A 25,327-nucleotide genomic window follows, 5' to 3' on the forward strand; every position below is an offset into this window, starting at 1 on the left:
GTCAGTCGTCGGTGCGCGCGCCGAAGACGATGTCGTCCCAGGACGGCATGGACGCGCGGCCGCGGCGGCGCGGAGTCTCGTCCTCCTTGGGCGACTCGGCCTGCGCCTCGGGCTCGTCCTCATCGGCGACGGACACGGGGGTGGCGGAGGGAGCCGAGAAGAGGTTCACGAGCGTGCGCCGCTCGACCTCGTGGTGCTCCTCGGGGGCCTCGGGCGTCTCGTCGCCCAGCTCGATGTCGAACGCGGGCGCGGGCTCGCGCTGACCGCGCCGGCGGCGCAGGGCCTCCAGCAGATCGGCGGTGTCGGAGCTGGGCGCCTGCGCGCCGGGTGCGCGCTTCGTCGCGAAGTCCCTGACGGTCGCGGAGGAATCCGGATCGGCGCCCGCCTCCGGCACACGTCGCGGCCCGAAGGCACCCGAATCGAAGCGATCCTCGGAATCGGGCACGTTCTCGGCCGGCGGCACGACGGTGTCGAGCGCGCGAAGACGCGGGATCAGCCCCTCCGGCATCGGGCCCTGGCGCGAGAGCTGGGTGGCGTCGCTGTTCAGCGGCGAGAGGGCGCTCCGGCGAGGTTCGAAGCTCCAGCGGGCATCGTGCTCGACGTCGTTCGCGATGAACTCGAGCTTGACGATCCAGCCCGCCTCCTCCTTCCAGCTCGTCCAGCGCTCGCCCGTGGCGCCGAGATCGGCGAGCTTCGAGCGGATGGCGACTCCGAAGGTCGGGTTCTCGTCCTGTTGCAGCTCGATGCCCATGAGCACGGGCACGGCCAGCGCCTGGCCGACGATGTGCTCGCGCTCGGCGAGCACGGGGCCCTCGAACCGGCGCACGTCCTCGACGCGGGCGTCGAGCAGCTGTGCGACGTCCTCCGCCGACATGCCGGCGCGGATGTGGGTCTGGATCTCACGCGGGCTCGGCAGAGGGACCCGCGGCCCGGCGGGTGCCTGCGCGCGGTCGATCTTGCGGATCTCCGAGCGGAGCACATCGTCGATGGCGAGCGTGAACCGCTGGCCGGCCTCGGTGGCCAAGACCAGCTGTCCGTCCTCGGTTCCGATGATGGTGAGCGATTCCATGCTCAGCCTCCTCTGGCTCGCCTCTGACGCCGCGGCAGATCACGACGCGCCGCGTGCGTTCACGACTCGGCCATGGTTTCACGCGCCGGCGCGAACGCCGGGAATACCGTGGGCGTGCCGCGAGTTCCGTCAGCTGCACGCGCCCGTCGTGCACGCGTATTTGCGTTCACAGCAAAGGGCGTGCAGACTATCGCCGCTCCGCCGCATCTGGCGGGGTGTGCACCACAGCTGATGAAAGAAGTGTGACCCACTCACATGGCAACCGATTACGACGCCCCCCGCAAGACCGAGGACGACGGAAACGAGTCGATCGAGGCCCTCAAGGCGCGCGTGCCCGACACCATGTCGGGTTCGGTGGACGTGGAGGACGCGGACAACCCGTCGAGCTTCGACCTTCCGGGCGCGGACCTCTCGAACGTCGAGCTGGATGTCGTGGTGCTTCCGGCGCAGGACGACGAGTTCACCTGCATGAACTGCTTCCTGGTGAAGCACCGCTCGCAGATCGACCACGAGGGCGCCAACGGCCCGATCTGCAAGGACTGCGCGGCCTGACGCCGCGGCGGGCCCGGGAGGGCTCAGCCGGCGCTCTGAGCGTGACGAACGGCCGCCGCCAGGCGGTCGGGAGTGCGCGATGAGAGCGTCCACGACGACACGGGGTCGTCGGGATCGATGTCCGGAAGGACGACGATCCCGGCGACCCCTCCTCGTATGAGGTGCCACCCTCGTGCGTCGAGGCCGGTCGAGCGCGCCGCGCGGGCCGCCTCGTCTGTGAGTGGGACAGGCTCCCCGAGAAGGGCGACGTCGATGTGCGCGCGGCCCGCGCGCAGCTCCCGCCCGACGACCTCGATCACCGGGGATCCCAGGATGAGCGCGGTGATGACCGCGACGCCGACGGCGAAGCCGATCGCCAGGGAGAGCGCGCCGTCCATGCGGACGAAGACGAGCGAGGCCATCGGCGCCACGACGGCGGCGGAGCCGAGGATCCACAGGGACGGCGTGAGGCGCTCCCTGTAGAGCGGACGGGCGGACTCTGCGCGCGGGGGCTGGGAAGGCCGGGCGGGCGGCGTTGTGTTCTGCATTACCCTCGTGGAGTGACCGAAACCGTGGACGTTCCCATCATCGCATCGGCCCTGCCGGTGTACGCGCACCCCGGCGACGCCGGCGCGGATCTGATGGCGTCTGAGGCCGTGCATCTCGCGCCGGGTGAGCGCGCGCTCGTCGGCACGGGCGTCCGCATCGCTCTTCCCGAGGGGTATGCCGCTTTCGTGGTTCCGCGCTCCGGCCTGGCCGCCAAGCACGGCATCACCATCGTCAACGCGCCCGGCACCATCGACGCGGGCTACCGCGGCGAGATCAAGGTGGCGCTCCTGAACACCGACCCTCGCGAGGCGTTCGACATCGCGGTGGGAGACCGGATCGCGCAGCTGATCCTCATGCCGGTGCCTCGGGCGCGATTCATCCCGGTGGACGAGCTCCCCGACAGCGTCCGCGGTGGCGGCGGGTTCGGATCCACCGGAATTCTTTCCCAGGGAGGGAACGCATGAGCGACGAGCTCGAGAACGGAAAGTCCGCCCCCGGCGACCGCGCCACGGCAGGTCCGCTGGATGAGACCGAGGCCAATCCGGTCCGCCCCTACATCGACCTCGGCGGCATCAAGGTGCTTCCGCGCGAGGGACTGAACCTGCGCCTCGAGGTGGAGGAGCAGACCAAGCGCATCGTGGCGGTGGGTCTGGACTATGCCGACTCCACCCTGCAGGTGCAGCCGTTCGCGGCGCCCCGCACCTCGGGTCTCTGGGAGGAGACGCGCGCGCAGATCCGCGACCAGGTGCGTCAGCAGGGCGGCCGCGTCGAGGAGCGCGAGGGCCCTCTGGGTGCCGAGCTTCTCGCCGAGGTGCCGGTCGTCGCGGGTTCAGACGCCCAGATGCGCCTCGCACGCTTCGTCGGGGTGGACGGTCCGCGGTGGTTCCTGCGCGGTGTCATCGGCGGTGCCGGCGCGTCGGATCCGGTCGCGGCCGAGCAGGTCGAGTCGCTCTTCCGCTCGATCGTCGTCGTGCGCGGCGGGGCCCCGATGCCTCCGCGCGACCTCATCCCGCTGAAGATGCCGTCGACGCCCGCCACGGCCTGAGACGCGCGATGACCACCGAGCCTTCCGCCGGCGACCGCGACGACCGCGCTGAGGCGCGGATGTCGGCCTCCGACGTGCTGGGCGGCGCGTTCGGCGATGCCGCCCGTCGGATCGGGGGCGACTCGGCCGAGGAGACGACGGCCGGTGGCGTCGTCTGGAAGGCCATGGGCGGCTTCCGCGGGGTGCTGGAGTCGATCCTGCCGAGCCTCACCTTCGTGCTCGTCTACACGTTCTGGCCCGAGCCCCTCTATCTGTCCCTCGCTCTGTCTGTCGGCATGGCAGCGGTGTTCACCGTGCTGCGGTTCGCGCAGCGGTCGACGCCCGCGGCGGCTCTCGGCGGTCTTGTGGCTGCCGGCGCTGCGGCCGCACTCGCACTGTGGACCGGCGACGGGCGCGACAACTTCGTCTTCGGGCTGATCACCAACGCCGCATACGGCACCGCCTACCTGGTGTCGGCGGTGATCGGCTGGTCGCTGATCGGACTTCTCGTCGGCTTCCTCGTCGGCGAGGGTGTCGAGTGGCGCAAGGATCGCCGCAAGAGGCGCGTGTTCTTCTGGTTGGCGATCGCGTGGTCGGCGTTGTTCTTCGCGCGTCTCGCGGTGCAGCTGCCTCTCTACCTGGCCCACGAGACGGCGCTGCTGGGCACACTCAAGCTGGTGATGGGGCTGCCGCTGTTCGCCCCGCTGGTGGCGGTGACCTGGCTCGCCGCGCGATCCCTCTACCCGGGACACCGCCTGGCGGGTCGCGACTCCTGACGATGCGTACGGCGTGGTAGATTTATCTCGACGTCAAGATAAATCCCTCATCCCGCGGTGGCGTCCCGCGCCCTCCGCCTGTTAGGTCCGCCTTGCTGGCCGTGCACTCGCACAGGAGGCAGGATGGGGAGCGCAAAGCGCGGTCGACCAGGAGGAGACAGCCCGTGTCAACGGTGAACAGCTTCGGTGCCAAGAGCACCCTGACGGTCGGCAGCACCGACTACGAGATCTTCCGCATCGACGCGGTCGACGGCTTCGAGAAGCTCCCCTTCAGCCTGAAGGTGCTGCTCGAGAACCTCCTCCGCACCGAGGACGGCGCGAACATCACGAAGGAGCAGATCTCTGCCCTCGGTTCGTGGGATCCCTCGGCTCAGCCGAACACCGAGATCCAGTTCACGCCCGCGCGCGTGGTCATGCAGGACTTCACCGGCGTGCCCTGCATCGTCGACCTCGCCACCATGCGCGAGGCGGTCACGGCCCTCGGCGGCGACCCCGACAAGATCAACCCCCTCTCGCCCGCCGAGATGGTCATCGACCACTCGGTGATCGCCGACCTCTTCGGCTCCGAGAACGCTCTCGAGCGCAACGTCGAGATCGAGTACGAGCGCAACGGCGAGCGTTACCAGTTCCTGCGCTGGGGCCAGACGGCGTTCCAGGACTTCAAGGTGGTGCCCCCGGGCACCGGCATCGTCCACCAGGTGAACATCGAGCACCTGGCCAAGGTCATCTACGACCGCACGGTCGACGGCGTCCTTCGCGCCTACCCCGACACCTGCGTCGGCACCGACTCGCACACGACGATGGTCAACGGCCTCGGCGTGCTCGGCTGGGGCGTCGGCGGCATCGAGGCCGAGGCCGCGATGCTCGGCCAGCCGGTGTCGATGCTCATCCCGCGCGTGGTGGGCTTCAAGCTCACCGGCGAGATCCCCGCCGGCGTCACCGCCACGGACGTCGTCCTCACGATCACCGACATGCTCCGCCAGCACGGAGTCGTCGGCAAGTTCGTCGAGTTCTACGGTGAGGGCGTCGCCTCGGTGCCCCTCGCGAACCGCGCCACCATCGGCAACATGTCGCCCGAGTTCGGCTCGACCGCGGCGATGTTCCCGATCGACGACGTCACGCTCGACTACCTGCGCCTCACCGGCCGCGACGAGCAGACCGTGTCGCTCGTGGAGGCCTACGCCAAGGAGCAGCACCTCTGGCACGACCCGTCGCGCGAGCTCGTCTTCTCCGAGTACATGGAGCTCGACCTGGCCACGGTCGTGCCCTCGATCGCCGGCCCGAAGCGTCCGCAGGACCGCATCCTCCTCTCGGAGGCCAAGGCCCAGTTCGGCAAGGACATCCTCAACTACGTCGAGGCGGACGAGGCCCAGGAGGTCGACGGCACGTTCCCCGCGTCCGACCCGGGCAACACCCCGGGCGTCGAGCGCGAGGTCGTGGAGCCGCACCACGAGCACGGTCCGTCCGTGCTCGTCTCGGGCGACGCGCACGCCGCGTCGAACCCCGTGAAGGTCACGACGCCCGAGGGCCAGGAGTACCTGCTCGACAACGGCGCCGTCACCCTCGCCGCCATCACGTCGTGCACGAACACGTCGAACCCGTCGGTCATGATCGCGGCGGGTCTTCTCGCCCGCAAGGCGGCCGAGAAGGGCCTCAAGCGCAAGCCCTGGGTCAAGACGACGCTCGGCCCGGGCTCGAAGGTCGTCACCGACTACTACGAGAAGTCCGGTCTCGACAAGGACCTCGAGGCGCTCGGCTTCTACACGGTCGGCTACGGCTGCACGATCTGCATCGGCAACTCGGGCCCGCTCATCGAAGAGGTGTCGGCGGCGATCAACGAGCACGACCTCGCCGTGACGGCCGTCCTCTCGGGCAACCGCAACTTCGAGGGCCGCATCAGCCCCGACGTGAAGATGAACTACCTGGCCTCGCCGCCGCTCGTCGTCGCGTACGCTCTCGCCGGTTCGATGAACTTCGACTTCGAGACCGACGCGCTCGGCAAGGACGCGGACGGCAACGACGTGTTCCTGAAGGACGTCTGGCCCGCGCCCGAGGAGGTCCAGGAGATCATCGACTCCTCGATCTCGCGTGAGCAGTTCATCACGCAGTACGCCACGGTGTTCGAGGGCGACGAGCGCTGGAAGACGCTTCCCACGCCGACCGGTCCGATCTTCGAGTGGGACGAGAAGTCCACCTACGTGCGCAAGGCCCCGTACTTCGACGGCATGTCGATGGAGCTGACCCCGGTCACCGACATCACCGGCGCGCGCGTGATGGCGACGCTGGGCGACTCGGTCACGACCGACCACATCAGCCCCGCGGGCAACATCAAGGCGGGCACGCCTGCCGCGCAGTACCTGACCGAGAACGGTGTCGCCCAGCGCGACTTCAACTCGTACGGATCGCGCCGCGGCAACCACGAGGTGATGATCCGCGGCACGTTCGCGAACATCCGCCTGAAGAACCTGCTAGTCAGCGCCGTCAACGACGGCGCGGTCGTCGAGGGCGGCTACACCCGCGACTTCACGCAGCCGGAGGGGCCGCAGTCGTTCATCTACGACGCGTGCCAGAACTACCAGGCTCAGGGCACGCCGCTGGTGATCTTCGGCGGCAAGGAGTACGGCTCCGGGTCGTCGCGTGACTGGGCGGCCAAGGGCACGAGCCTCCTGGGCGTGAAGGCGGTCATCACCGAGAGCTTCGAGCGCATCCACCGCTCGAACCTCATCGGCATGGGCGTTGTTCCGCTGCAGTTCCCGGCAGGCGAGAGCTGGGCATCGCTCGGCCTCGACGGCACCGAGATCGTCTCGATCGAGGGCCTGGAGCAGCTGAACGAGGGCGTCACGCCGAAGACGGTCAAGGTCACCGCCACCCCGAGCGAGCACTCGCCCGAGGGCAAGCAGGTCGTGGAGTTCGACGCGGTCGTCCGCATCGACACCCCCGGTGAGGCCGACTACTACCGCAACGGCGGCATCCTGCAGTACGTGCTGCGCAGCCTCGTCTGACGCATCCTGTCGAACGGCCCCCGGTCATCCCGCAAGGGATCGCCGGGGGTCGTTCGTCGTTCGTCGGAATCCCAGAACCCCGGCGTAGGCTCGGGGCATGAGTCTTCTGGACGGGATCCACGGTCCGCGCGATCTCGATGCGCTCTCGCCGGCGCAGCTGACGGACCTGGCTGCGGAGATCCGCGAGTTCCTCGTGGAGAACGTTGCGCGTACGGGCGGGCACCTCGGGCCGAACCTGGGCGTCGTGGAGCTCACGATCGCGCTTCACCGCGTCTTCGCCTCGCCGGACGACCCCATCATCTTCGACACGGGGCACCAGTCCTACGTGCACAAGCTCCTCACCGGACGCCAGGACTTCTCGGCTCTGCGGGCGCGCGGCGGCCTGGCCGGCTACCCTCAGCGCTCCGAGAGCCCTCACGATGTGGTCGAGTCCTCGCATGCCTCCAGCTCACTGAGCTGGGCCGATGGCATCTCGCGCGCCTTCGCCGCGACCGGACGTGCCGACCGCCATGTCGTGGCCGTCGTCGGCGACGGCGCCCTCACAGGCGGCATGACCTGGGAAGCGCTCAACAACATCACCGACGACAACGAGCGCAACCTCGTGATCGTCGTGAACGACAACGGTCGCTCCTATGCGCCGACGATCGGGGGCATGGCCCGCCACCTCAATCGGGTGCGCACCACCGAGACCTACCGCGATCTGTCGAAGAAGTCGTCGAACGTCGCCGGCCGCTTCGGGTCGGTCGGGCGCGCGATCTACCGCGGGGTCCGCGGCGGGACCCACGGCTTCCTTTCTCGCTTCACGAACAACTCCTCGCTCTACTCCAATCTCGACGTGAAGTATCTCGGCCCCGTCGACGGGCACGACCTGCCCGCGCTGCTCGAGACGCTGGCGCTGGCGAAGTCGTACGGCGCTCCGGTGATCGTGCACGTCATCACGGAGAAGGGCCGCGGCTATCAGCCCGCCCGCGACGACGAGTTCGACCAGTTCCACGCCGTCGGGCGCATCGATCCCGCGACCGGCGGGGCGCTCGGCGGGGCTTCGGCACCCGGCTGGACAGACGTCTTCGCGGAAGAGCTCGTCAAGGTGGGGGAGCGGCGAGAGGATGTCATCGCGATGACCGCCGCGATGCTGCGACCGACCGGGCTCGCACCGTTCGCCGAGCGCTTCCCCGAGCGCGTCTACGACGTCGGCATCGCCGAGCAGCACGCGGTCGCCTCGGCAGCGGGGCTCGCCTACGGCGGGCTTCACCCGGTCGTCGCGCTCTACTCGACGTTCGTCAACCGCGCTTTCGATCAGGTGCTGATGGATGTCGCCCTGCATCGTGCAGGGGTCACGTTCGTGCTCGATCGCTCGGGCGTCACGGGACCGGACGGACCCAGCCACCATGGCATGTGGGATCTCGCCCTGCTGCACATCGTGCCGCGGATCCGCATCGCAGCGCCGCGCGATGAGGCCCGTCTGCGCGAGGAGCTGCAGGAGGCGGTCGACGTGCGCGACGCGCCCACGGTGATCCGGTTCCCGAAGGGCGCGGTCGGGGAGGACATCCCTGCCATCGAGCGGCTGTCCGACGGTGTCGACGTCCTCGAGAGGGGCGAGACCGAAGACGTGCTGATCGTGGGCATCGGGCCGTTCGCGCGCCTGGCGCTCGACGTGGCGCAGCGTCTTCGGGCGCAGGGCATCGGCGCGACCGTGATCGACCCGCGCTGGGTGGTGCCGGTGGCCTCGTCGCTCGTCGAGCTCGCAGCCCGCCACCGTCTTGTCATCACTCTCGAGGACGGCATCCGCGTCGGTGGCGTCGGCACGCGCGTGCGGCAGGTGCTGCGCGAGGCGGGCATCGACACGGCCGTGGACGAACTCGGCCTGCCCGATGAGTTCCTGGATCACGCCTCGCGAGAGCAGATCCTCGAGGATGCGGGTCTGACCCCCGCCAAGATCGCCCAGGACGTTGTGGCCCAGGTGCTCGGCACCCGCGTGCCGGTGGCCCGCAAAGAGCCCGGAAAAGGGCTCCCCGCCGTGACCGGCGAGTTCCGCCTGCACGCGCCGAAGAGCTGACGCGCAGCGCCGCGGGGGGCTTTTCCTAGCGGTTCGGAGGGTTTTGTGACGGCGCGTGTCGCGAAGCGCGCGTCGCTCGGGGCATCCTCCCTACGCTCGGGGACATGCAGACGATCATCCTCCTCGCTCTCGTCGGACTCGGAGCGCAGCTCGTCGACGGTGCGTTGGGCATGGCCTACGGCGTCACCTCGACGAGTCTGCTCCTTGCAGTGGGTCTTGCGCCCGCTGCCGCCAGTGCTTCCGTGCACCTGGCCGAGGTCGGCACCACCCTCGCCTCCGGGCTCTCGCACTGGCGCTTCGGCAACGTCGACTGGCGCGCCGCGCTGAAGATCGGCATCCCCGGCGCTGTGGGCGCGTTCGCGGGGGCGACGTTCCTTTCGGGGCTGGCCACCGACATCGCCAAGCCCTACACCAGCGCCATCCTGCTGGCTCTCGGCATCTACGTGCTCGTGCGCTTCACCATCAAGGGGCTCCCGGGCCGGCGCAGTGACAAGCCGCTCACGCTGAAGTTCCTGGCGCCCCTCGGTCTCGTCGGCGGCTTCCTCGACGCATCGGGCGGGGGTGGGTGGGGGCCGGTCGGCACCCCCGCGCTGCTGTCGAGCGGTCGCCTCGAGCCGCGGAAGGTGATCGGAACGATCGATGCGTCGGAGTTCCTCGTCGCGATCGCCGCGTCGATCGGCTTCTTCATCGGTCTCAGCGGCGCGGGCGTCGACCTCACGTGGGTCATCGCGCTGCTGGCCGGTGGTGTGATCGCCGCTCCTCTCGCTGCGTGGATCGTGCGTCTCATCCCCGCTCGCATCCTCGGATCGGCGGTCGGCGGTCTCATCGTGCTCACCAACGTGCGCACGATCCTCACCTCGCTCGAGGTCTCCGATGAGGTGCTGGGACTCTCGCTCGCGGCAATCGCCTTCATCTGGGCGGTGGCCGTCGCGTGGTCGATCAGCGAGCACCGCAAGGCCGTGGCGGCCGGTCTCGCCGAGAAGGACGCCGCCACCAAGGCCGATGAGGCCCGCGAGGCGGCCCTCGTCACGGACTGAGCAGGCTGGGAACGACGAAGCCCCCGCGATTCACGGATCGCGGGGGCTTCGGTATTGCGCTGCGTCAGTGGCCCTCGCTCTGAGGGGGCAGGGCCGCGATGATCGGGTGGTCCTTGGGGGTCACGCCGGTCTTGGCGGCGCCGCCCGGGGAGCCGATCTCGTCGAAGAACTCGACGTTGGCCTTGTAGTAGTCCTGCCACTCGTCGGGCAGGTCGTCCTCGTAGTAGATGGCCTCGACGGGGCACACCGGCTCGCACGCACCGCAGTCGACGCACTCATCGGGGTGAATGTAGAGGCTGCGCTCACCCTCGTAGATGCAGTCCACGGGGCACTCGTCGATGCACGCGCGATCCTTGACGTCCACACACGGCAGGGCGATGACGTACGTCATGCGCCCGCGAGCGCGCCGGAGCGCGAGATCTCGACCTGCTCGTCGCGCGGAACGACCTTCACACGCTCCCGCGTGTAGAGATGCGTCTCGCCGAGCGCGCGCTCATGGGCGTCCAGCGCGAGCCATCCGGCCCACGTCGTGTACTCGACCTCGCGCTCGTCGAGAAGCTCGAGCAGTCCCGTCTCGAGCGGGGTCGTCAGGATGCCGGCCTGCGCGTCGGTGACGAGATGGTCGACGGTCTCCATGGCGTCCGACTTCGTGTGGCCGATGAGACCCACCGGACCGCGCTTGATCCATCCCGTCGCGTAAAGCCCCTGGATGCCCGCGACCCGGCCCTCGATGTTCGAGATGACGCCCTTGATGGGGTCGAACGGGGCGCCGTCGATCGGCGAGCCGAAGTAGCCGACCGCACGGTACACGGCCTGAAGCGGATACTCGGCGAACTCGCCGGTGCCGACGAGGCGACCATCTTCGATGCGCGTGCGCTCGAACCGCATCGCCTCCACCTTCTCGTCGCCGAGGATCTCGGCCGGCGCGTGCCAGAAGTGCAGGTGCACACGGCGGCTCGCCCCCGTGAGCTGCTCACCCCGCCAGGCATTGAGGGTGCGCAGCATGATCTTCATCTGGTTCGTCGACGCGGACGCCAGGTCCACCCCCTCGAAATCCGCCTCATCGAGGACGATGTCGACATCGTTCAGCTCGCCGAGCTCACGAAGCTCGATGGGGGTGAACTTGATATCGGCGGGCCCGCGGCGCCCGAAGACGTGGACGTCGGTGACCGGTGAGGACTCGAGCCCCTCGAGCACGTTGTCGGGGATCTCCGTCGAGCGCAGATCGACCGGGTGCTTGGCGAGCATCCGTGCGACGTCGAGGGCGACGTTGCCGTTGCCGATGACCGCGATCTGCTCCGCCTCGAGCGGCCAGGTGCGCGGCACATCCGGATGACCGTCGAACCAGGAGACGAAATCGGCGGCGCCGTACGAGCCGTCCTTGTCGACGCCGGGGATGTCGAGCGCGGCGTCGCGGATCGCACCGGTCGCCAGGATCACCGCGTGGTAGCGCTCACGCAGCTCGTCAAGGGAGACGTCCTTGCCCACTTCGATGTTTCCGAGGAAGCGGATGCGGCCGGAGTCGAGCATCTCCTCGAGGGAGTTGATGATGCCCTTGATGCGCGGGTGATCGGGCGAGACGCCGTAGCGGATCAGGCCGTACGGGGCCGGCAGCGATTCGAGCAGGTCGATCGCCACTGTGCCGCCGGCCTCCTCGACGGCGTTCGCGAGGAGGTTTCCGGCGTAGATGCCCGCCGGGCCGGCGCCGACAATGGCGACGCGCAGGTCGAGAGGGGAGTCCGAGCTCATGGGGCTTCCTTGTCGTTCGTGGATCAGCCGACGCTCGGGCGCACAGCGCCGCGGAGGTCGGCGGGAGCAGAAGGGCTGAGGGTGACGACATCGCCGATGACGACGACGGCCGGGTTGCGCACCTTCGCCAGGGCGGCGATGTGCGCGATGGTGTCCAGGGTTCCGAAGGTGACGCGCTGGCCGGCCCCGTAGCCGTCCTCGACGATCGCGACGGGGCATCCGCCACCACGGCTGCGGCTGAGCACCTGCGCCGAATGGGCGAGCGTGCCCACTCCCATCAGCAGGACGACCGTGTGGTCGCGCCCACCCGGGAGATCCTCGATGAGGACGTGTCCGGACAGCACGGTGAACCCTGCGGCGACGTCCCGGGCGGTCACGGGGATACCCGCGACGGCGGGCACCGAGATCGCGCTCGTGATGCCCGGCACGACGTCGATGGCGATGCCGGCCTCGACGCAGCGCTGGATTTCCTCGCTCCCGCGGCCGAACACGTAGGGGTCGCCGCCCTTGAGCCGCACGACGTCCCGTCCGGCCCGCGCATGATCGACGAGCAGCTGCGAGATCTCCTCCTGGGTGACGGGATGGTGGCCCGGGTGCTTGCCGACGTCGATGACCTCGGCCGACAGCACGACGCCATCGGCCTCCAGGCCCTCCAGCACGCTGCGGGCCCCCAACCGGTCGGCGACGATCACGTCGGCGCTCTCGAGGGCGCGCAGGCCGCGTACCGTCAGGAGGCCCGCGTCACCGGGACCCGCGCCAACCAGCGTGACGCGGCCCGCGGCGACCCTGTCAGCCACGGACGGTACCGGCGGCGATCGTGTGACCGTCGGCCGGGCGGATGACCAGGAACGATCCCGAGGTGCGCGAGGTCTCGTACGGCTCGAGGGGCAGCGCCTCGGCGAGGCGGATGCGCGCGCGGCCGATCTCGTTCACTTCGAGGCGGTCGGCGGGGACGTGCGCGAGCGAGTCGAGGTCGCGGCGGTCGACGATCTCGTCGACGATGCCCTGCACCGTCTTGGTGCCGTGCTTGACAAGGACGCGCGTTCCTCGGACCAGCGTCTGCTCATCGAGCAGGAACAGGTTCGCGTCGAGTTCCTTGGCGACCGCCGGCTCGGATCCCTCGGCGACGAGCACGCTTCCCCGCGCGGCATCGATGTCATCCGCGAGCTGGATCGCGACCGACTGCGGCGCGGCGGCCTCGACCACCGGCACACCGGCGAGCTCGACGGCCGCGACGGTTGTGACGATGCCGGCGGGCAGCACCTTCACGCGGTCTCCCACGCGGACCGATCCGGATGAGATGCGGCCGGCGGCAGCGCGGTAGTCGCGGAGGCGCTCGGTCGCATCCGGATCGGAGGCGGTGAGCACGGGGGAGAGCCCGCCCTGCGGGCGGAGCACGAGCTGAACGGGAAGGCGGAAGGGTTCTGCCTCGCGCTGCTCGGCGTCGATCGCGGGCAGCGTCTCGAGCAGCTCGAGCAGCGACGGCCCGTCGTACCACGGCGTGCGCTCAGACCGCTCGACGATGTTGTCGCCGGCCAGGGCGGACACCGGCAGCACGCGCACGTCGGTGAGGCCGAGCTCGGCCGTGACCTCGCGCACCTGCGCGGCGACCGGGGTGAAGGCATCCTCGGCGTAGTCGAGCAGGTCGATCTTGTTCACCGCGACGATGACGTGCGGCACGCGCAGCAGCGCCGTCACCGCGAGGTGGCGTCGGGTCTGCTCGAGCACGCCCTTGCGGCCGTCGATGAGCACGACCACGGCGTCGGCCGTCGTGGCGCCGGTGACCATGTTGCGCGTGTACTGCACGTGTCCCGGGCAGTCGGCCAGGATGAACGAGCGCTCTGCGGTTGCGAAATAGCGGTAGGCGACGTCGATCGTGATGCCCTGCTCGCGCTCGGCCCGGAGGCCGTCGGTGAGCAGCGCGAAGTCGATGCCGTCCGCGCCGGCGAAGCCGCGTTCCTTCGAGGTGCGGGCGACCTGCTCGAGCTGGTCGGCGAGGATCGCCTTGGAATCGTGCAGCAGACGGCCGACGAGGGTCGACTTGCCGTCGTCGACCGAGCCGGCGGTCGCGAAGCGGAAGAGCGTCGAGGGGGCGAGCGTGGTCATCAGAAGTATCCGTCCTTCTTGCGGTCTTCCATGGCCGCTTCGCTGATCCGGTCGTCCGCACGGGTGGCGCCGCGCTCGGTGAGGGTGGACACCGCGACCTCCGCGACGATGTCCGACACGTGCGCCGAGGTCGACTCGACGGCGCCCGTGCAGCTCATGTCGCCGACCGTGCGGTAGCGCACCACGCGCTTCTCGACCGTCTCGTCCGCGCGGGGCTCCGAGACGGGGCTGACCGCGCGCCACATGCCGTCGCGGCGGTAGACCTCGCGCTCGTGCGCGAAGTAGAGCGGAGGCAGCGGGATGTTCTCCCGCTCGATGTAGCGCCAGATGTCGAGCTCGGTCCAGTTCGAGATGGGGAACACGCGCACGTGCTGGCCGGGGGTATGGCGGCCGTTGTAAAGGCTCCACAGCTCGGGCCGCTGGTTGCGGGGATCCCACTGCCCGAACTCGTCGCGCAGGGAGAAGATGCGCTCCTTGGCGCGCGCCTTGTCCTCGTCTCGGCGGGCGCCGCCGAAGACGGCGTCGTGCCTCCCCGCGGCGATGCCATCCAGCAGCGGCAGGGTCTGCAGCGGATTGCGCGTGCCGTCGGCGCGCTCGTGAAGGCGACCGTCGTCGATGTAGTCCTGCACGCGCGCGACCTCCAGCGTGAGACCGAGCCGCTCGACGGTCTCGTCCCGGAAGCGGATCACTTCGGGGAAGTTGTGCCCGGTGTCGACGTGCAGCACCGGAAACGGCACACGACCCGGCAGGAAGGCCTTCGCAGCGAGGTGGAGAACGACCACCGAGTCCTTGCCGCCCGAGAACAGCAGAACGGGGCGGTCGAATTCGGCGACGACCTCGCGGATGACATGGATGGCCTCGGCCTCGAGAAGATCGAGGGTCGAAAGGCGCTGGCCGGTGCCCGCTCGCGGGACGGTGAGGGTGTCGCTCATGTGTGGAGTCCGCATTCGGTCTTGTCGAGCCCGGCCCAGCGGCCGGAGCGGGGGTCTTCGCCGGGGGCGACGGGGCGGGTGCAGGGCTTGCAGCCGATCGACGGGAAACCGAAGTTCAGCAGCAGGTTCATCGGCACCTTGTGGAGGGCCGCGTAGGTCGAGAGGTCGTCCCAGGACCATGCGGCGACGGGATTCACCTTCACGAGACCGTTCTTCGCGTCCCACGTGACGAGCGGGGTGTTCGTGCGGGTGGGAGCCTCGTCGCGTCGGACGCCGGTGAACCAGAGCTCGTAGCCCTGGAGGGCCTCGTGGAGCGGAGCAACCTTCCGCAGGTCGCAGCATCTCGCCGCGTCGCGCCCGTGTAGGTCCTTGCCCCACGCCGCGTCCTGCTCTGCGACGGTCTGCTCGGGAAGCACATCCACCACGCGCACATCGAGGGTGCGGGACACCTCGTCGCGCGTGGCGACGGTCTCGGTGAAGTGGTAGCCCGTGTCGAGGAAGAGGACGTCCACTCCCGGCAGCCGGTCGGCGACGAGATGCGGCAGGGCCGCGTCCGCCATCGAGCAGGCGACGGCCAGGGCGCCGACGTCGAAGTTGCGGGCGACCCAGTCGATGACCTGAGCGGGAGTCGCCTCGTGGTCGGTGAGCGAACCGAGCTCCTCGTTGCCGCGGAGAGCGAGGGCCTCGAGCTCCTCGGCGGAGCGGCGCACGGTGACGCGCGGGGCGAGTGAGACGGTCATCGCAGCTCCTCCTCGGCGGCTCGGTGCGCCCACTGGGCGAAGGTCTCGTCATCGACGCGCCCGGCCACGTAGCGGGTGGCGACCTTCTCGACGTAATCGGCGATGCCGTCCGCTGCGACCTTCAGCCCGCGAACGGTGCGCCCGAGGCCGGCCTCCTCGCGCTCGGACGAGGCGAGACCACCGCCGAGGTGCACCTGGAAGCCCGGCACCTGGTTGCCCTCGTCGTCGGTGATGATCTGGCCCTTGAGGCCGATGTCGGCCGTCTGGATGCGGGCGCAGGAGTTCGGGCAGCCGTTCACGTTGAGGCTGAGCGGGGCGCGCAGGTCCATGCCGTCGAGGCGCTTCTCGAGCTCGAAGATCGCCTCGCGGGCGTTGTCCTTCGTGTTCACGATCGCGAGCTTGCAGAACTCGATGCCGGTGCATGCGATGGTGCCGCGGCGGATCAGGCTGGGCCGCGCGCTGAACTCGAGCTCGTCGAGTCCCTGGATGAGCGGCTCGACGTTCTCCTTCGGGATGTCGAGCACCACGATCTTCTGATGCGGAGTCAGGCGCAGGCGGGAAGAGCCCTGTGCCTCGATCAGGTCGGCGAGCTTGCCGAGGTTCTCGCCAGAGGTGCGCCCGACGATCGGCGTCGCACCGACGTAGAACAGGCCGTCCTTCTGCGCGTGCACGCCCACGTGGTCACCCGGGGTGAGCGGCTTGGGGGCCGCGGGGCCGTCGGCGAGGCGGTAACCGAGGTACTCGGTCTCCAGCACGTCGCGGAACCTCTCGACGCCCCAGTCGGCGAGCAGGAACTTCAGGCGGGCCTTGTTGCGCAGGCGGCGATATCCGTAGTCGCGGAAGATCTGCGCGACGCCGTGCCACACCTCCGCCACCTGGTCGGGGGCAGCCCAAGCGCCGAGGCGCTCTCCGAGACGCGGGACGGTGGACAGCGCGCCGCCCACCCAGACGTCGTAGCCGATGCCGAGCTCGGGGTGCTCGACGGCCACAAATGCCACGTCGTTGATCTCGTGGACGACATCGTGGCTCGGATGACCGGTGATGGCCGACTTGAACTTGCGGGGCAGGTTCGCGAGCGACTCGTCGCCGATGAAGCGGCTGGTGATCTCCTCGATCTGGGCGGTCGGATCGATCAGCTCATCGACGGCAATGCCGGCGACGGGCGATCCGAGCACCACACGCGGCACATCGCCGCACGCCTCGGTGGTCGACAGGCCGACCGCCTCGAGGCGGCGCCAGATCTCGGGGACGTCCTCGACCCGCACCCAGTGCAGCTGGATGTTCTGACGATCGGTGATGTCGGCGGTGCCGCGACCGAACTCGACGGAGACATCCGCGATGACGCGCAGCTGCTCGGTGCTCAGCTGCCCACCGTCCAGGCGGATCCGCATCATGAAGTACTCGTCCTCGAGCTCGTGAGGCTCGAGCGTCGCGGTCCGGCCGCCGTCGATGCCGGGCTTGCGCTGGGTGTAGAGGCCCCACCAGCGGAAGCGGCCGTGCAGATCCGTCGGGTCGATCGAGGCGAAGCCGCCCTGCGCGTACGTGCTCTCGATGCGCTCGCGGACGCTCAGGCCGCCGTCGGCCTGCTTCCACTCCTCGTTGCCGTTGAGCGGTTCCTTGCCGTCGACCAGCCATTGCCCGTTCGGCTTGCCCGACGGACGGAGCCGTGCGCCGCGCACCGGGGGCGCGATCTCCGTGGATGTCATCTCGGGGTCTCCTCTTGACTCGTCGTCAGGGAAAGACTAAAGACGACCGCCATCGCGCCCTCGGGAAGAGACGTTGTGTGACGAATGCCCACCGCGACGGTAGGAATACCGTCGAGCGGTGCGCTATAGGGCGGCGCGTCCCTCAGATGAAGTAGTCAGGCGTGTCGAGACGCCGATCGGTGTCAGGGCTCACCCATGCCCCGGGCGACTTGACGAGGGCGTCGACGTGGGCCGGCAGGCGGCCGTTGGAGAGATCCTGCAGCGACGTGCGCTCGAGCACGTCGCGCACGCTCGCCCGCAGTGCGACCCACAGCTCCAGCAGGATGCCGCTCGACTGCATCTCGCTCGGGCGCTGATCGCGCACGAAGACGAGCGGTCCGTCGACGGCGCGGATCACGTCGGCGACGGTGATGAGGTGTGCCGGGCGCGCCAGCTCGTACCCTCCGGACGCGCCGCGTCGGCTCGAGACCACGCCCGCGCGGGTGAGCGAGGTCAGGATCGCCTCGAGGAACTTCGGCGGAATACCTTCGGCTGTGGCGATCTCGGCGCTGGTGAGCACGCGCGTGGCGCTCACGAGGAGCACCGAGGCGCGCACGGCGTATTCGGCTCGGGCGGAGATGCGCATGTCCTGATCCTGTCATGACGAACTGAGGGCCGGATCCGTGCGGATCCGGCCCTCAGTGCTGCCGCGTCGCGTGCGCTCAGCGGTGCGCGGCGCCCCGCAGCGGCGGCGTGTGGAACGTCCCGCCCGCGGCGCGCTCGGACGCGCCGGAGCGGTCCAGGTAGGCCGAGGCGCCTCCGTCGATGAACGGCCAGCCCGCGCCGAGGATGAGGCAGAGGTCGATGTCCTCGACCTCGGGCACCACACCCTCGTCCAGCATCAGCTTGATCTCGCTGGCGAGCCCGTCCTCCACGCGGCGGAGGATCTCCGCTTCGGACGCGGGCGACTTGCCGGACTCGATGACCTTCTGCGCCTCCTTCGTCCAGCCGGTGACGCGTCCGTTCTTGTCCTTCTCGACCACAGCGCCCACCTCGGAGAGGCGATGGAGGTTCTGCGAGGCGAAGAAGCGGTCGGGGAAGTGGCGCACCATCGTGTCCTGAACGTGCGCGGCGACCTTCCATCCCACCAGATCGATCAGCTGGAACGGCGTCATCGGGAGACCGAGAGGCGCGAACGCCTTCTCGACCGTGAGCAGCGGCGTGCCCTCGTCGACGGCCCGGGCTGCCTCTCCCATGACCTTGGCCAGCAGACGGTTGACGACGAAGCCGGGGGCATCGGCGGTCAGCACGGCGTTCTTCTTCAGGTTGCGAGCCACGACGAACGCGGTCGCGAGCGCCTCGTCACTGGACTGAGGCGTCTTCACGATCTCGATCAGCGGCATCACCGCGACGGGGTTGAAGAAGTGGAAGCCCACAAGACGCTCGGGGTGTTCGAGCACCGATCCGATCTCCTCGACGGAGAGCGACGACGTGTTGGTGGCCAGGATCGCGTCGGGAGCGATGATCTTCTCGATCTCGCGGAAGACCTGCTGCTTGACGCCGGTCTCCTCGAAGACCGCCTCGATCACGAAATCGCAGTCGGCGTACTCGCTCTTGTCGACCGTGCCGTGCACCAGCGCGTTCAGTCGGTTGGCGGTGTCCGCGTCGATGCGGCCCTTCGTGCGCAGCTGGGCGATCTCGTCACGGATGTACGCGAGCCCCTTGTCGACGCGCGCCTGGTCGATGTCCGTGATGAGCACGGGCACCTCCAGACGCCGCACGAACAGCAGCGCGAACTGGCTCGCCATCAGGCCCGCGCCGATGACGCCCACCTTGGCGACCTTCTTGGCGAGGGCCTTGTCCGGAGCACCGACCGGGCGCTTGGCGCGCTTCTGCACGAGATCGAACGCGTACATGGAAGCGACGAACTGGTCGCCGGAGATGAGCTCGGCGAGCGCTTCGTCCTCGCGCGCGAAACCCTCTTCGATGGATCCGGACTTCGCCTTGTCCAGCAGTTCGAGCGCAAGGTACGGCGACTTCGGCTCCGTGCCGATGCGGCTCTCCAGCATGCCGCGCGCGACCTTGATCGCGATCGGCCATTTCGTCAGGCGCTCGATCTTGCCGGGTGCGTTCTTGCGCTCGACCTTGACCGTTCCGCCCAGCACGCCGTCGGCCCAGGCGAGCGAATCCTCGAGGTAGGAGGCCGGGCCGAAGATCGCGTCGAACATCCCGAGCTCGTACGCCTGGCGCGGCTTGAGCGTGCGGTTCTGCTTGAGAGGGTTCGAGATGACCACCTCGAGGGCGTTCTCGATTCCGATCAGGTTCGGCAGCAGGGTCGCGCCACCCCAGCCGGGCACGATGCCGAGGAACACCTCGGGCAGAGCGATCGCCGCGGCCGAGGAATCGACCGTGCGATAGGTCGAGTGCAGGGCGATCTCGACGGCGCCGCCGAGAGCCAGACCGTTCACGAACGAGAACGAGGGCACCCCGAGCTTCGACAGCTTGCCGAGCACGTGGTGTCCGAGCTGGGCGATCAGGCGCGCGAAGTCCTTCGAGGGCAGGGCGCCCACGCCGGACAGATCGGCCCCTGCCGCGAAGATGTACTGCTTGCCCGTGACGGCGACCGCGTCGATCTCGCCGGCCTCGGCGCGCTTCTTGAGCTCGTCGAGGCGCTCGTCGAGCTCGGTCAGCGTGGCGGGGCCGAGGGTGTTCGGGCGGGTGTGGTCCTTGCCGTTGTGCAGCGTGATCAGCGCGATGGTGCGGCCACTGGGCAGCCGGACGTCGCTCACGAGCGAGTGCGTGACGACCTCCGCGTCCGCCATTGCGAGCAGCGGGGAGAAGTCGATGGTGCTGTAGTCGGTCACTGCGGCGCTCACTTCTTCTTCTTGCCGGTGTAGTGGGGGTTCTCCCAGATGACGGTGCCGCCCTGGCCGAGACCGACGCACATCGCGGTCATGCCGTAGCGCACCTCGGGGTGCTCGGCGAAGTGTGCCGCCAGCTGGATCATGAGCCGCACGCCGGATGCGGCGAGCGGGTGGCCGAGGGCGATCGCGCCGCCCCACGGGTTCACGCGCGGATCGTCATCGGCGATGCCGAAGTGATCCAGCAGCGAGAGCACCTGGATGCCGAAGGCCTCGTTGAGCTCGAACAGGCCGATGTCGTCGATCGTCAGTCCCGCCTTGGCGAGGGCCTTCTCGGTCGAGGGGATCGGACCGATGCCCATGATCTCGGGCTCGACGCCGGCGAACGCGAACGAGACCAGGCGCATCTTCGGCGTCAGGCCGAACTCCTTCACGGCCGCGCCGCTCGCCAGAAGACTGACGGTGGCGCCGTCCGTGAGCGGCGAGGACGTTCCCGCGGTCACGCGGCCGTGCGGGCGGAACGGGGTCTTGAGGGCGGCGAGGCCCTCCATCGTCGTCTCGGGACGACGGCCCTCGTCCTCGGTCGCGAGGCCCCACTGGCCATCCGCGCCCGTGATCGCGACCGGCACGAGATCCGGCTGGATCTTCCCGGACTCGTAGGCTGCCTGAGCCTTGTGCTGGCTCAGCATGCCGAAGCGGTCCGCACGCTCCTTGGTGAGCTGCGGGAAGCGGTCGTGGATGCGCTCCGCGGTGACGCCCATGTTGAGCGCGCCCGGGTCCACCAGGCGCTCCGCGACGAAGCGCGGGTTCGGGTCGGCATTGCCGCCGATGGGGTGGTGACCCATGTGCTCGACGCCGCCCGCGATCGCGAAGTCGTACATGCCGACGCCGATCGACGCCGCCATCGTCGTGACGCTCGTCATGGCCCCGGCACACATGCGCTCGACCGCGAGACCGGGCACCGTCATCGGCAGCCCGGCAAGGATCCCGACGGTGCGTCCGAGGGTCAGCCCCTGGTCGCCCGTCTGCGAGGTGGCGGCGATGGCCACATCGTCGATCCGGTCCTTCGGCACCTCCGGGTTGCGCTCCAGCAGGCCCTTCAGCGCCTTGACGGCGAGGTCATCCGCTCGCGTGTTCCAATACATGCCCTTCTCGCCCGCGCGCCCGAAGGGGGTGCGCATTCCATCGACGAAATAGACATCAGCCAGCTCGGCCACTCTGCCTCCCAGGTTCGGTTGTCTTCAGCCTATGGAGGGGCCTGTGACCCGAGGAACCGGTTGGCCGGGATCGACTAAGCGGGTTCGGGGCCCTCGTCACCCGCCTGCACGGAACGTACAAACGCATCGGCGATAAGTTGTGCGGTCTGCTCGATCTGCCATTCGCGGGCGCCGAGCCCGCGGAGGGCCTCGCCGATGGAGAGCGCGTCGGCGGGAGCCGGAGGCGCCCACGCCACGCGGCGCAGCATCTCCGGTGTGAGCAGGTTCTCGGTGGGCATGTGCAGCTGCTCGGCACGCTCCTCGACCGCCGGGCGCGCCTGCTTCAGGCGCGCGTCGGCCTCGGGGTTGCGGTCGACCCAGGCGCGCGGCGGGGGAAGCGTGTCGCTGGGCACGCGCTCCTGCGGCAGATCGGCGCTCTCGCGACCCGCGACGATCGCGTTCCACCACCGGTCGAGCTGAGAGCGGCTGGCGCGGCCGTTGAAGTCCTTGAGCGATGCGAGCTCGCTCTTCGAAGCGGGGGCCGCGGCGATCGCGGCGACGAGCGCGCGATCCGGCACCAGGCGTCCGGGCGAGACATCCTGCTGCATCGCGTACTCCTCGCGGGCCAGCCAGAGCTGGCGCGCGATGGCGAGGTTGCGACGACCGCGCAGGGTGTGCAGGCCGCTGAGCCGGCGCCACGGGTCGGTGCGCGGCGGCTTCTGCTCCCGGATGCGCGTGGCCTCGAACTCCTGCGCGGCGAACTCGGACTTACCCGCCTCTTCGAGCGCGAGCACGAGTTCGTCCCGCACATCGATGAGGTGTTCGACATCCAGAGCGGCATACTCCAGCCAGGCCTGCGGCAGCGGGCGCGTGGACCAGTCGGCCGCGGAGTGCTCCTTTTTGAGGACGACGCCGATCGTCGCCTCGACGACCGCGGCAAGGCCCACACGCTCCCAGCCGAGCAGCCGTGCGGCGAGCTCCGTGTCAAAGATCTCCGGCGGCAGCAGATCGAGCTCGCGCAGCGACGGGAGGTCCTGGCTTGCCGCGTGCAGCACCCATTCGACGTCTCCGATGGCGGCCTGGAGAGGGGAGAGGTCCTTCAGCGCCGGCGGGTCGAAGAGGAAGACGCCGGCGTCACGCCGGTTCACCTGCACGAGGTATGCCCGCTGCGAGTAGCGGAAGCCGGAGGCGCGCTCCACGTCGACGGCCACGGGCCCCGAGCCGGCGGCCAGGGCCGCGCAGGCGGCAGCCAGCCCCTCGGCGGTGTCGATGACGGTGTACTGGGCGGCCTCAGCCATTCGCGTTCCTCCGCTCTCCGAGGACGGCGATGCCCTCGGACCCCGGCGGGAGCCCCGCCAGCATGCATACGAGTTCGGCCCACGCATCCAGGTGCGCGTCGAACGGGCCGTCGGGTGTCCAGGATGCCCGCAGCTCGATCTGGGCGCCGTCACCCTCGTCGGCGAGCGCGCCGAACCCCTTGGACAGGATCTTCGTGGCCGTGCCGGACGCCGAGTGGTACGCGGCGCCTCGCGAGTCGAGCGCGTCGGTGAGCCACGACCACGTGACGTCGGCGAGCAGCGGATCCGTGCCGATCTCCGGTTCGAGAGGAGCCTGCGCGAACGCGATCACGCGCCATGCGCCGCCCCAGGCGTCGGGTTCGGTCGGATCGTGCAGCAGGATGAACCGGCCCGTCCCGTAGGGCGAGTCGCCATGCTCCGTCGGGCGCACATCGCCCGCCAAGGCGAGACTGAACGGCGCCACCCCCGCGGGGGACGGGATCTCGCGCACGACGAAATCGCTGCGGAAGGTCGCTGCTCGAAGCTGCTCCGCAGCGGCGGCGAACGCGTCTGCCGCGCCTCCTCCTGCACTCACGGTGTCAGATTAGAGTGGAGGGGTCATGAAGCACCTCAGGCGCGCCGCTTCCCCTGCCGTCGCATCACGATCGGATGTGGGTGGGCCTCGCGGCACCCGGGGCGCCGCTCTCGCGTCCACCATCGGCCTGAGCGTGCTGTTCGCGGGCGCCGCTGCGACCCTGGCAGTGCGCATCGCGGGCGTGGCGCGCAGCATCGTGACCCCGGCTCCGCGCAGCGCCGACACCGAGATCCTCGGCATCGATCGCGCCGCGCAGACCATCACGCTCAGCCGCACGCTCGACACGTCGCTGCCCGGGCGCTACGGCATCTTCACCAACGGCGCGGGCTACGTGAAGCTCGGTGCCGTGCTCGCGCAGGATGACGCGACCGTGACGCGCAAGCTGCTCAGCCACATCGACGAGCCGACGCGTGTCGGGCCGCACGCATCGTTCAGCGGCTGGTACTTCGACGAGCCGGATCAGCTCCACCTGCCCTTCCACGAGGAGCTCATCGACACGCCGGTCGGCCTCGCACCGGCGTGGGCGTTCGATGCCGGACGCGGCGACACCTGGGCGGTGCTCGTGCACGGGCGCGGAACCACTCGCTCCGAGACGCTTCGCGCCGTCCCCGTGCTGCACGCGCTCGGGATCTCTTCGCTCGTGGTCTCGTACCGCAACGACGGCGAGGCGCCCGACAGCCGCACTGGTCGCTACGGGCTGGGCGTGACGGAGTGGCGCGATGTCGACGCGGCGATCTCGTGGACGCGCGCGCGTGGCGCAGAGCGCGTGCTCCTCATGGGCTGGTCGATGGGCGGTGCCGTCGCGCTGCAGACGGCCGTGCGCTCCGAGCAGCGCGAGCGCATCGCCGGCATCCTGCTCGAATCCCCGGTGGTCGACTGGCGGCTCGTCCTCGATTTCCACCGGCGCGGGCTCGGCGTCCCCGCTTTCGCATCGCACGCGGCGATCGGCATGCTCGAGAGAGAGTGGACAGCTCGGGTGGTGCGCGGGGGAGTGCGCATCCCATTCGACGAGCTGGACATGGTGGCGCGTGCCGACGAGCTGACGGCGCCCATCCTGATCCTGCACAGCGACGACGACGGGTTCGTGCCCTCCGACGCCTCGCACGCGCTCGCATCGGCGCGTCCCGACATCGTGCAGCTGGAGACGTTCGCCGTGGCGCGCCACACGAAGCTGTGGAACTACGACGAGACGCGCTGGACGACGGCGATCCGGGACTGGCTCATCTCGCACGGCTTCGGCCGCTGAGGCGGCTTCGCCGATCCGCGTTGATCAACGCGCGTCGATCAGCGCGCGTCGATGCGCGCCTGCACCTGGCGCTTCGCGCGCATGAGCATGCCGGTCATGCCGGCGATGCGCAGAGGCGACACCGCACGCGTGAGTCCCAGCGACTGCGGGAAGTCCGCGGGGATCGCGAGGACCTCCCGCGCCGTGAGGCCGGAGATCCCCTGAGCGAGGATGCTGGCGAAGCCGCGGGTGGTGGGTGCCTCGGCCGGGGCCGTGGCGTGCATCGTGACGATGCTGTCGGCGGATGCGCCGTCCACCTCGAGCACGATGAAGACGGGCGACTGGCACTCGGCGACGCGCTCGGTCAGTTCGGGGTGATCGGCGTACGCGGACGGGATCTCCGGCAGCTCGCGCGAGAACTCGAGCAGCAGCTGCAGGCGCTCGGGTTCGTCGAGCTCGAGGAACTCCTCGCGGATCTCCGCGAGCGCGGCGGGGAGGACGTCAGCGGTCATCTGTCCATCCTCCCACCACGCTGCGAACGGCGGGTCAGCGGGCGGGGACCTCACCCGGCTCGGCGCCGGTGACGATCGGCACGCGCACGGCAGAGCCCCACTCGGTCCAGGACCCGTCGTAGTTGCGCACGTTCTCGAAGCCGAGCAGGTGCTTCAGCACGAACCACGTGTGCGCCGAGCGCTCGCCGATGCGGCAGTAGGCCACGATGTCGTCGCCATCCTGCAGCCCGACCTCGTCGCGGTAGATCGTCTCGAGCTCGGCGCGCGACTTGAACCCGCCGTTCTCGCCGACGGCGCGGGCCCACGGAACGCTGTGGGCGGTGGGGATGTGCCCGGCCCGCAGGGCGCCCTCCTCGGGGTACGCGGGGGCGGAGGTGGGGGGGGCCGCGGACGACACCCGCCCGC

Annotated in this window: 23 protein-coding genes and 1 pseudogene; 8 read left to right on the forward strand and 16 right to left on the reverse strand. The window is 69.7% G+C overall.

The genetic code is table 11. The features are described from left to right. Position 1: 1 nt before the first annotated feature. A complete protein-coding gene (gene sepH, locus J5V96_RS03200; RefSeq protein WP_208500178.1) occupies positions 2 to 1,069 on the reverse strand; it encodes a septation protein SepH in 1,068 nt (355 codons plus the stop codon). A gap of 255 nt (positions 1,070 to 1,324) precedes the next feature. On the opposite strand from sepH, the gene J5V96_RS03205 reads away from it, so the two are divergent. Beyond that, positions 1,325 to 1,621: a DUF4193 domain-containing protein gene (locus J5V96_RS03205; RefSeq protein ID WP_208500179.1), complete on the forward strand. Its 297-nt coding sequence runs from the start codon at positions 1,325 to 1,327 to the stop codon at positions 1,619 to 1,621. Positions 1,622 to 1,644: 23 nt separating this feature from the next. Here the strand turns inward: J5V96_RS03205 and J5V96_RS03210 are convergent, their stop codons facing one another. Next, positions 1,645 to 2,148, reverse strand: a complete 504-nt coding sequence (locus J5V96_RS03210; protein WP_208500180.1) for a DUF3093 domain-containing protein — start codon at positions 2,146 to 2,148, stop codon at positions 1,645 to 1,647. A gap of 12 nt (positions 2,149 to 2,160) precedes the next feature. Between J5V96_RS03210 and dut the strand changes: the two genes are divergently transcribed. From dut to J5V96_RS03240, 6 genes are all read left to right on the forward strand, one after another. After that, positions 2,161 to 2,613, forward strand: a complete 453-nt coding sequence (gene dut, locus J5V96_RS03215) for a dUTP diphosphatase (RefSeq protein WP_208500181.1) — start codon at positions 2,161 to 2,163, stop codon at positions 2,611 to 2,613. Next, positions 2,610 to 3,194 (forward strand): DUF3710 domain-containing protein, encoded by a 585-nt coding sequence (locus J5V96_RS03220; protein ID WP_208500182.1) that lies wholly within the window; start codon positions 2,610 to 2,612, stop codon positions 3,192 to 3,194. The genes dut and J5V96_RS03220 overlap by 4 nt, the downstream gene beginning before the upstream one ends. Before the next feature lie 8 nt (positions 3,195 to 3,202). Further along, on the forward strand, positions 3,203 to 3,949 hold the full coding sequence (locus tag J5V96_RS03225) for a DUF3159 domain-containing protein (protein ID WP_208500183.1): 747 nt from the start codon (positions 3,203 to 3,205) through the stop codon (positions 3,947 to 3,949). Positions 3,950 to 4,113: 164 nt separating this feature from the next. After that, positions 4,114 to 6,951, forward strand: coding sequence for an aconitate hydratase (locus tag J5V96_RS03230; RefSeq protein ID WP_208500184.1), 2,838 nt, complete (start codon positions 4,114 to 4,116; stop codon positions 6,949 to 6,951). A gap of 97 nt (positions 6,952 to 7,048) precedes the next feature. Continuing rightward, the gene (gene dxs / locus J5V96_RS03235; RefSeq protein WP_208500185.1) at positions 7,049 to 9,007 is read left to right on the forward strand and encodes a 1-deoxy-D-xylulose-5-phosphate synthase; all 1,959 of its coding nucleotides are present in this window, start codon (positions 7,049 to 7,051) and stop codon (positions 9,005 to 9,007) included. A 104-nt stretch (positions 9,008 to 9,111) separates the two neighbouring features. Continuing rightward, positions 9,112 to 10,044 (forward strand): sulfite exporter TauE/SafE family protein, encoded by a 933-nt coding sequence (locus tag J5V96_RS03240; RefSeq protein ID WP_208500186.1) that lies wholly within the window; start codon positions 9,112 to 9,114, stop codon positions 10,042 to 10,044. Positions 10,045 to 10,108: 64 nt separating this feature from the next. On the opposite strand, the gene fdxA is transcribed toward J5V96_RS03240, so the two are convergent. The 12 genes from fdxA to J5V96_RS03300 form a co-directional block, all read right to left on the reverse strand. Further along, positions 10,109 to 10,435 carry a ferredoxin gene (fdxA, locus tag J5V96_RS03245; RefSeq protein WP_208500187.1) on the reverse strand — a complete coding sequence of 109 codons (327 nt, stop codon included), beginning with the start codon at positions 10,433 to 10,435 and terminating at the stop codon, positions 10,109 to 10,111. Beyond that, positions 10,432 to 11,793 carry an FAD-dependent oxidoreductase gene (locus J5V96_RS03250; protein ID WP_208500188.1) on the reverse strand — a complete coding sequence of 454 codons (1,362 nt, stop codon included), beginning with the start codon at positions 11,791 to 11,793 and terminating at the stop codon, positions 10,432 to 10,434. The genes fdxA and J5V96_RS03250 overlap by 4 nt, the downstream gene beginning before the upstream one ends. A gap of 23 nt (positions 11,794 to 11,816) precedes the next feature. Continuing rightward, positions 11,817 to 12,590, reverse strand: coding sequence for a uroporphyrinogen-III C-methyltransferase (gene cobA / locus J5V96_RS03255; protein ID WP_208500189.1), 774 nt, complete (start codon positions 12,588 to 12,590; stop codon positions 11,817 to 11,819). Beyond that, positions 12,583 to 13,899 carry a sulfate adenylyltransferase subunit 1 gene (locus J5V96_RS03260; protein ID WP_208500190.1) on the reverse strand — a complete coding sequence of 439 codons (1,317 nt, stop codon included), beginning with the start codon at positions 13,897 to 13,899 and terminating at the stop codon, positions 12,583 to 12,585. The genes cobA and J5V96_RS03260 overlap by 8 nt, the downstream gene beginning before the upstream one ends. Then, a complete protein-coding gene (gene cysD, locus J5V96_RS03265) occupies positions 13,899 to 14,831 on the reverse strand; it encodes a sulfate adenylyltransferase subunit CysD (protein ID WP_208500191.1) in 933 nt (310 codons plus the stop codon). Before cysD ends, J5V96_RS03260 begins: the two co-directional genes overlap by 1 nt. Next, the gene (locus J5V96_RS03270; protein ID WP_208500192.1) at positions 14,828 to 15,571 is read right to left on the reverse strand and encodes a phosphoadenylyl-sulfate reductase; all 744 of its coding nucleotides are present in this window, start codon (positions 15,569 to 15,571) and stop codon (positions 14,828 to 14,830) included. Before J5V96_RS03270 ends, cysD begins: the two co-directional genes overlap by 4 nt. After that, positions 15,568 to 17,277, reverse strand: a complete 1,710-nt coding sequence (locus tag J5V96_RS03275; protein WP_208500193.1) for a nitrite/sulfite reductase — start codon at positions 17,275 to 17,277, stop codon at positions 15,568 to 15,570. Before J5V96_RS03275 ends, J5V96_RS03270 begins: the two co-directional genes overlap by 4 nt. A gap of 142 nt (positions 17,278 to 17,419) precedes the next feature. Next, positions 17,420 to 17,902 carry an RrF2 family transcriptional regulator gene (locus tag J5V96_RS03280; RefSeq protein ID WP_208500194.1) on the reverse strand — a complete coding sequence of 161 codons (483 nt, stop codon included), beginning with the start codon at positions 17,900 to 17,902 and terminating at the stop codon, positions 17,420 to 17,422. 76 nt (positions 17,903 to 17,978) lie between these two features. Further along, positions 17,979 to 20,120, reverse strand: coding sequence for a 3-hydroxyacyl-CoA dehydrogenase NAD-binding domain-containing protein (locus J5V96_RS03285; protein ID WP_208500677.1), 2,142 nt, complete (start codon positions 20,118 to 20,120; stop codon positions 17,979 to 17,981). A gap of 8 nt (positions 20,121 to 20,128) precedes the next feature. Continuing rightward, the gene (locus J5V96_RS03290; RefSeq protein WP_208500195.1) at positions 20,129 to 21,334 is read right to left on the reverse strand and encodes a thiolase family protein; all 1,206 of its coding nucleotides are present in this window, start codon (positions 21,332 to 21,334) and stop codon (positions 20,129 to 20,131) included. Positions 21,335 to 21,408: 74 nt separating this feature from the next. Next, positions 21,409 to 22,611 carry an HRDC domain-containing protein gene (locus J5V96_RS03295; protein WP_208500196.1) on the reverse strand — a complete coding sequence of 401 codons (1,203 nt, stop codon included), beginning with the start codon at positions 22,609 to 22,611 and terminating at the stop codon, positions 21,409 to 21,411. Beyond that, positions 22,604 to 23,185: a DUF3000 domain-containing protein gene (locus J5V96_RS03300; protein WP_208500197.1), complete on the reverse strand. Its 582-nt coding sequence runs from the start codon at positions 23,183 to 23,185 to the stop codon at positions 22,604 to 22,606. The genes J5V96_RS03295 and J5V96_RS03300 overlap by 8 nt, the downstream gene beginning before the upstream one ends. A 25-nt stretch (positions 23,186 to 23,210) precedes the next feature. On the opposite strand from J5V96_RS03300, the gene J5V96_RS03305 reads away from it, so the two are divergent. After that, entirely contained in the window at positions 23,211 to 24,431 is a 1,221-nt protein-coding gene (locus tag J5V96_RS03305; RefSeq protein ID WP_208500198.1) for an alpha/beta hydrolase, read from the forward strand. Positions 24,432 to 24,469: 38 nt separating this feature from the next. On the opposite strand, the gene J5V96_RS03310 is transcribed toward J5V96_RS03305, so the two are convergent. Together J5V96_RS03310 and J5V96_RS03315 are read right to left on the reverse strand one after the other, a co-directional pair. Beyond that, positions 24,470 to 24,922, reverse strand: a complete 453-nt coding sequence (locus J5V96_RS03310; protein WP_208500199.1) for a SufE family protein — start codon at positions 24,920 to 24,922, stop codon at positions 24,470 to 24,472. Positions 24,923 to 24,956: 34 nt separating this feature from the next. Continuing rightward, positions 24,957 to 25,298: pseudogene (locus tag J5V96_RS03315) on the reverse strand (sulfurtransferase); the annotation flags it as partial. Between the last annotated feature and the right edge of the window lie 29 nt (positions 25,299 to 25,327).

The organism is Microbacterium stercoris (genome assembly GCF_017592545.1).
Lineage (GTDB): Bacteria > Actinomycetota > Actinomycetes > Actinomycetales > Microbacteriaceae > Microbacterium > Microbacterium stercoris.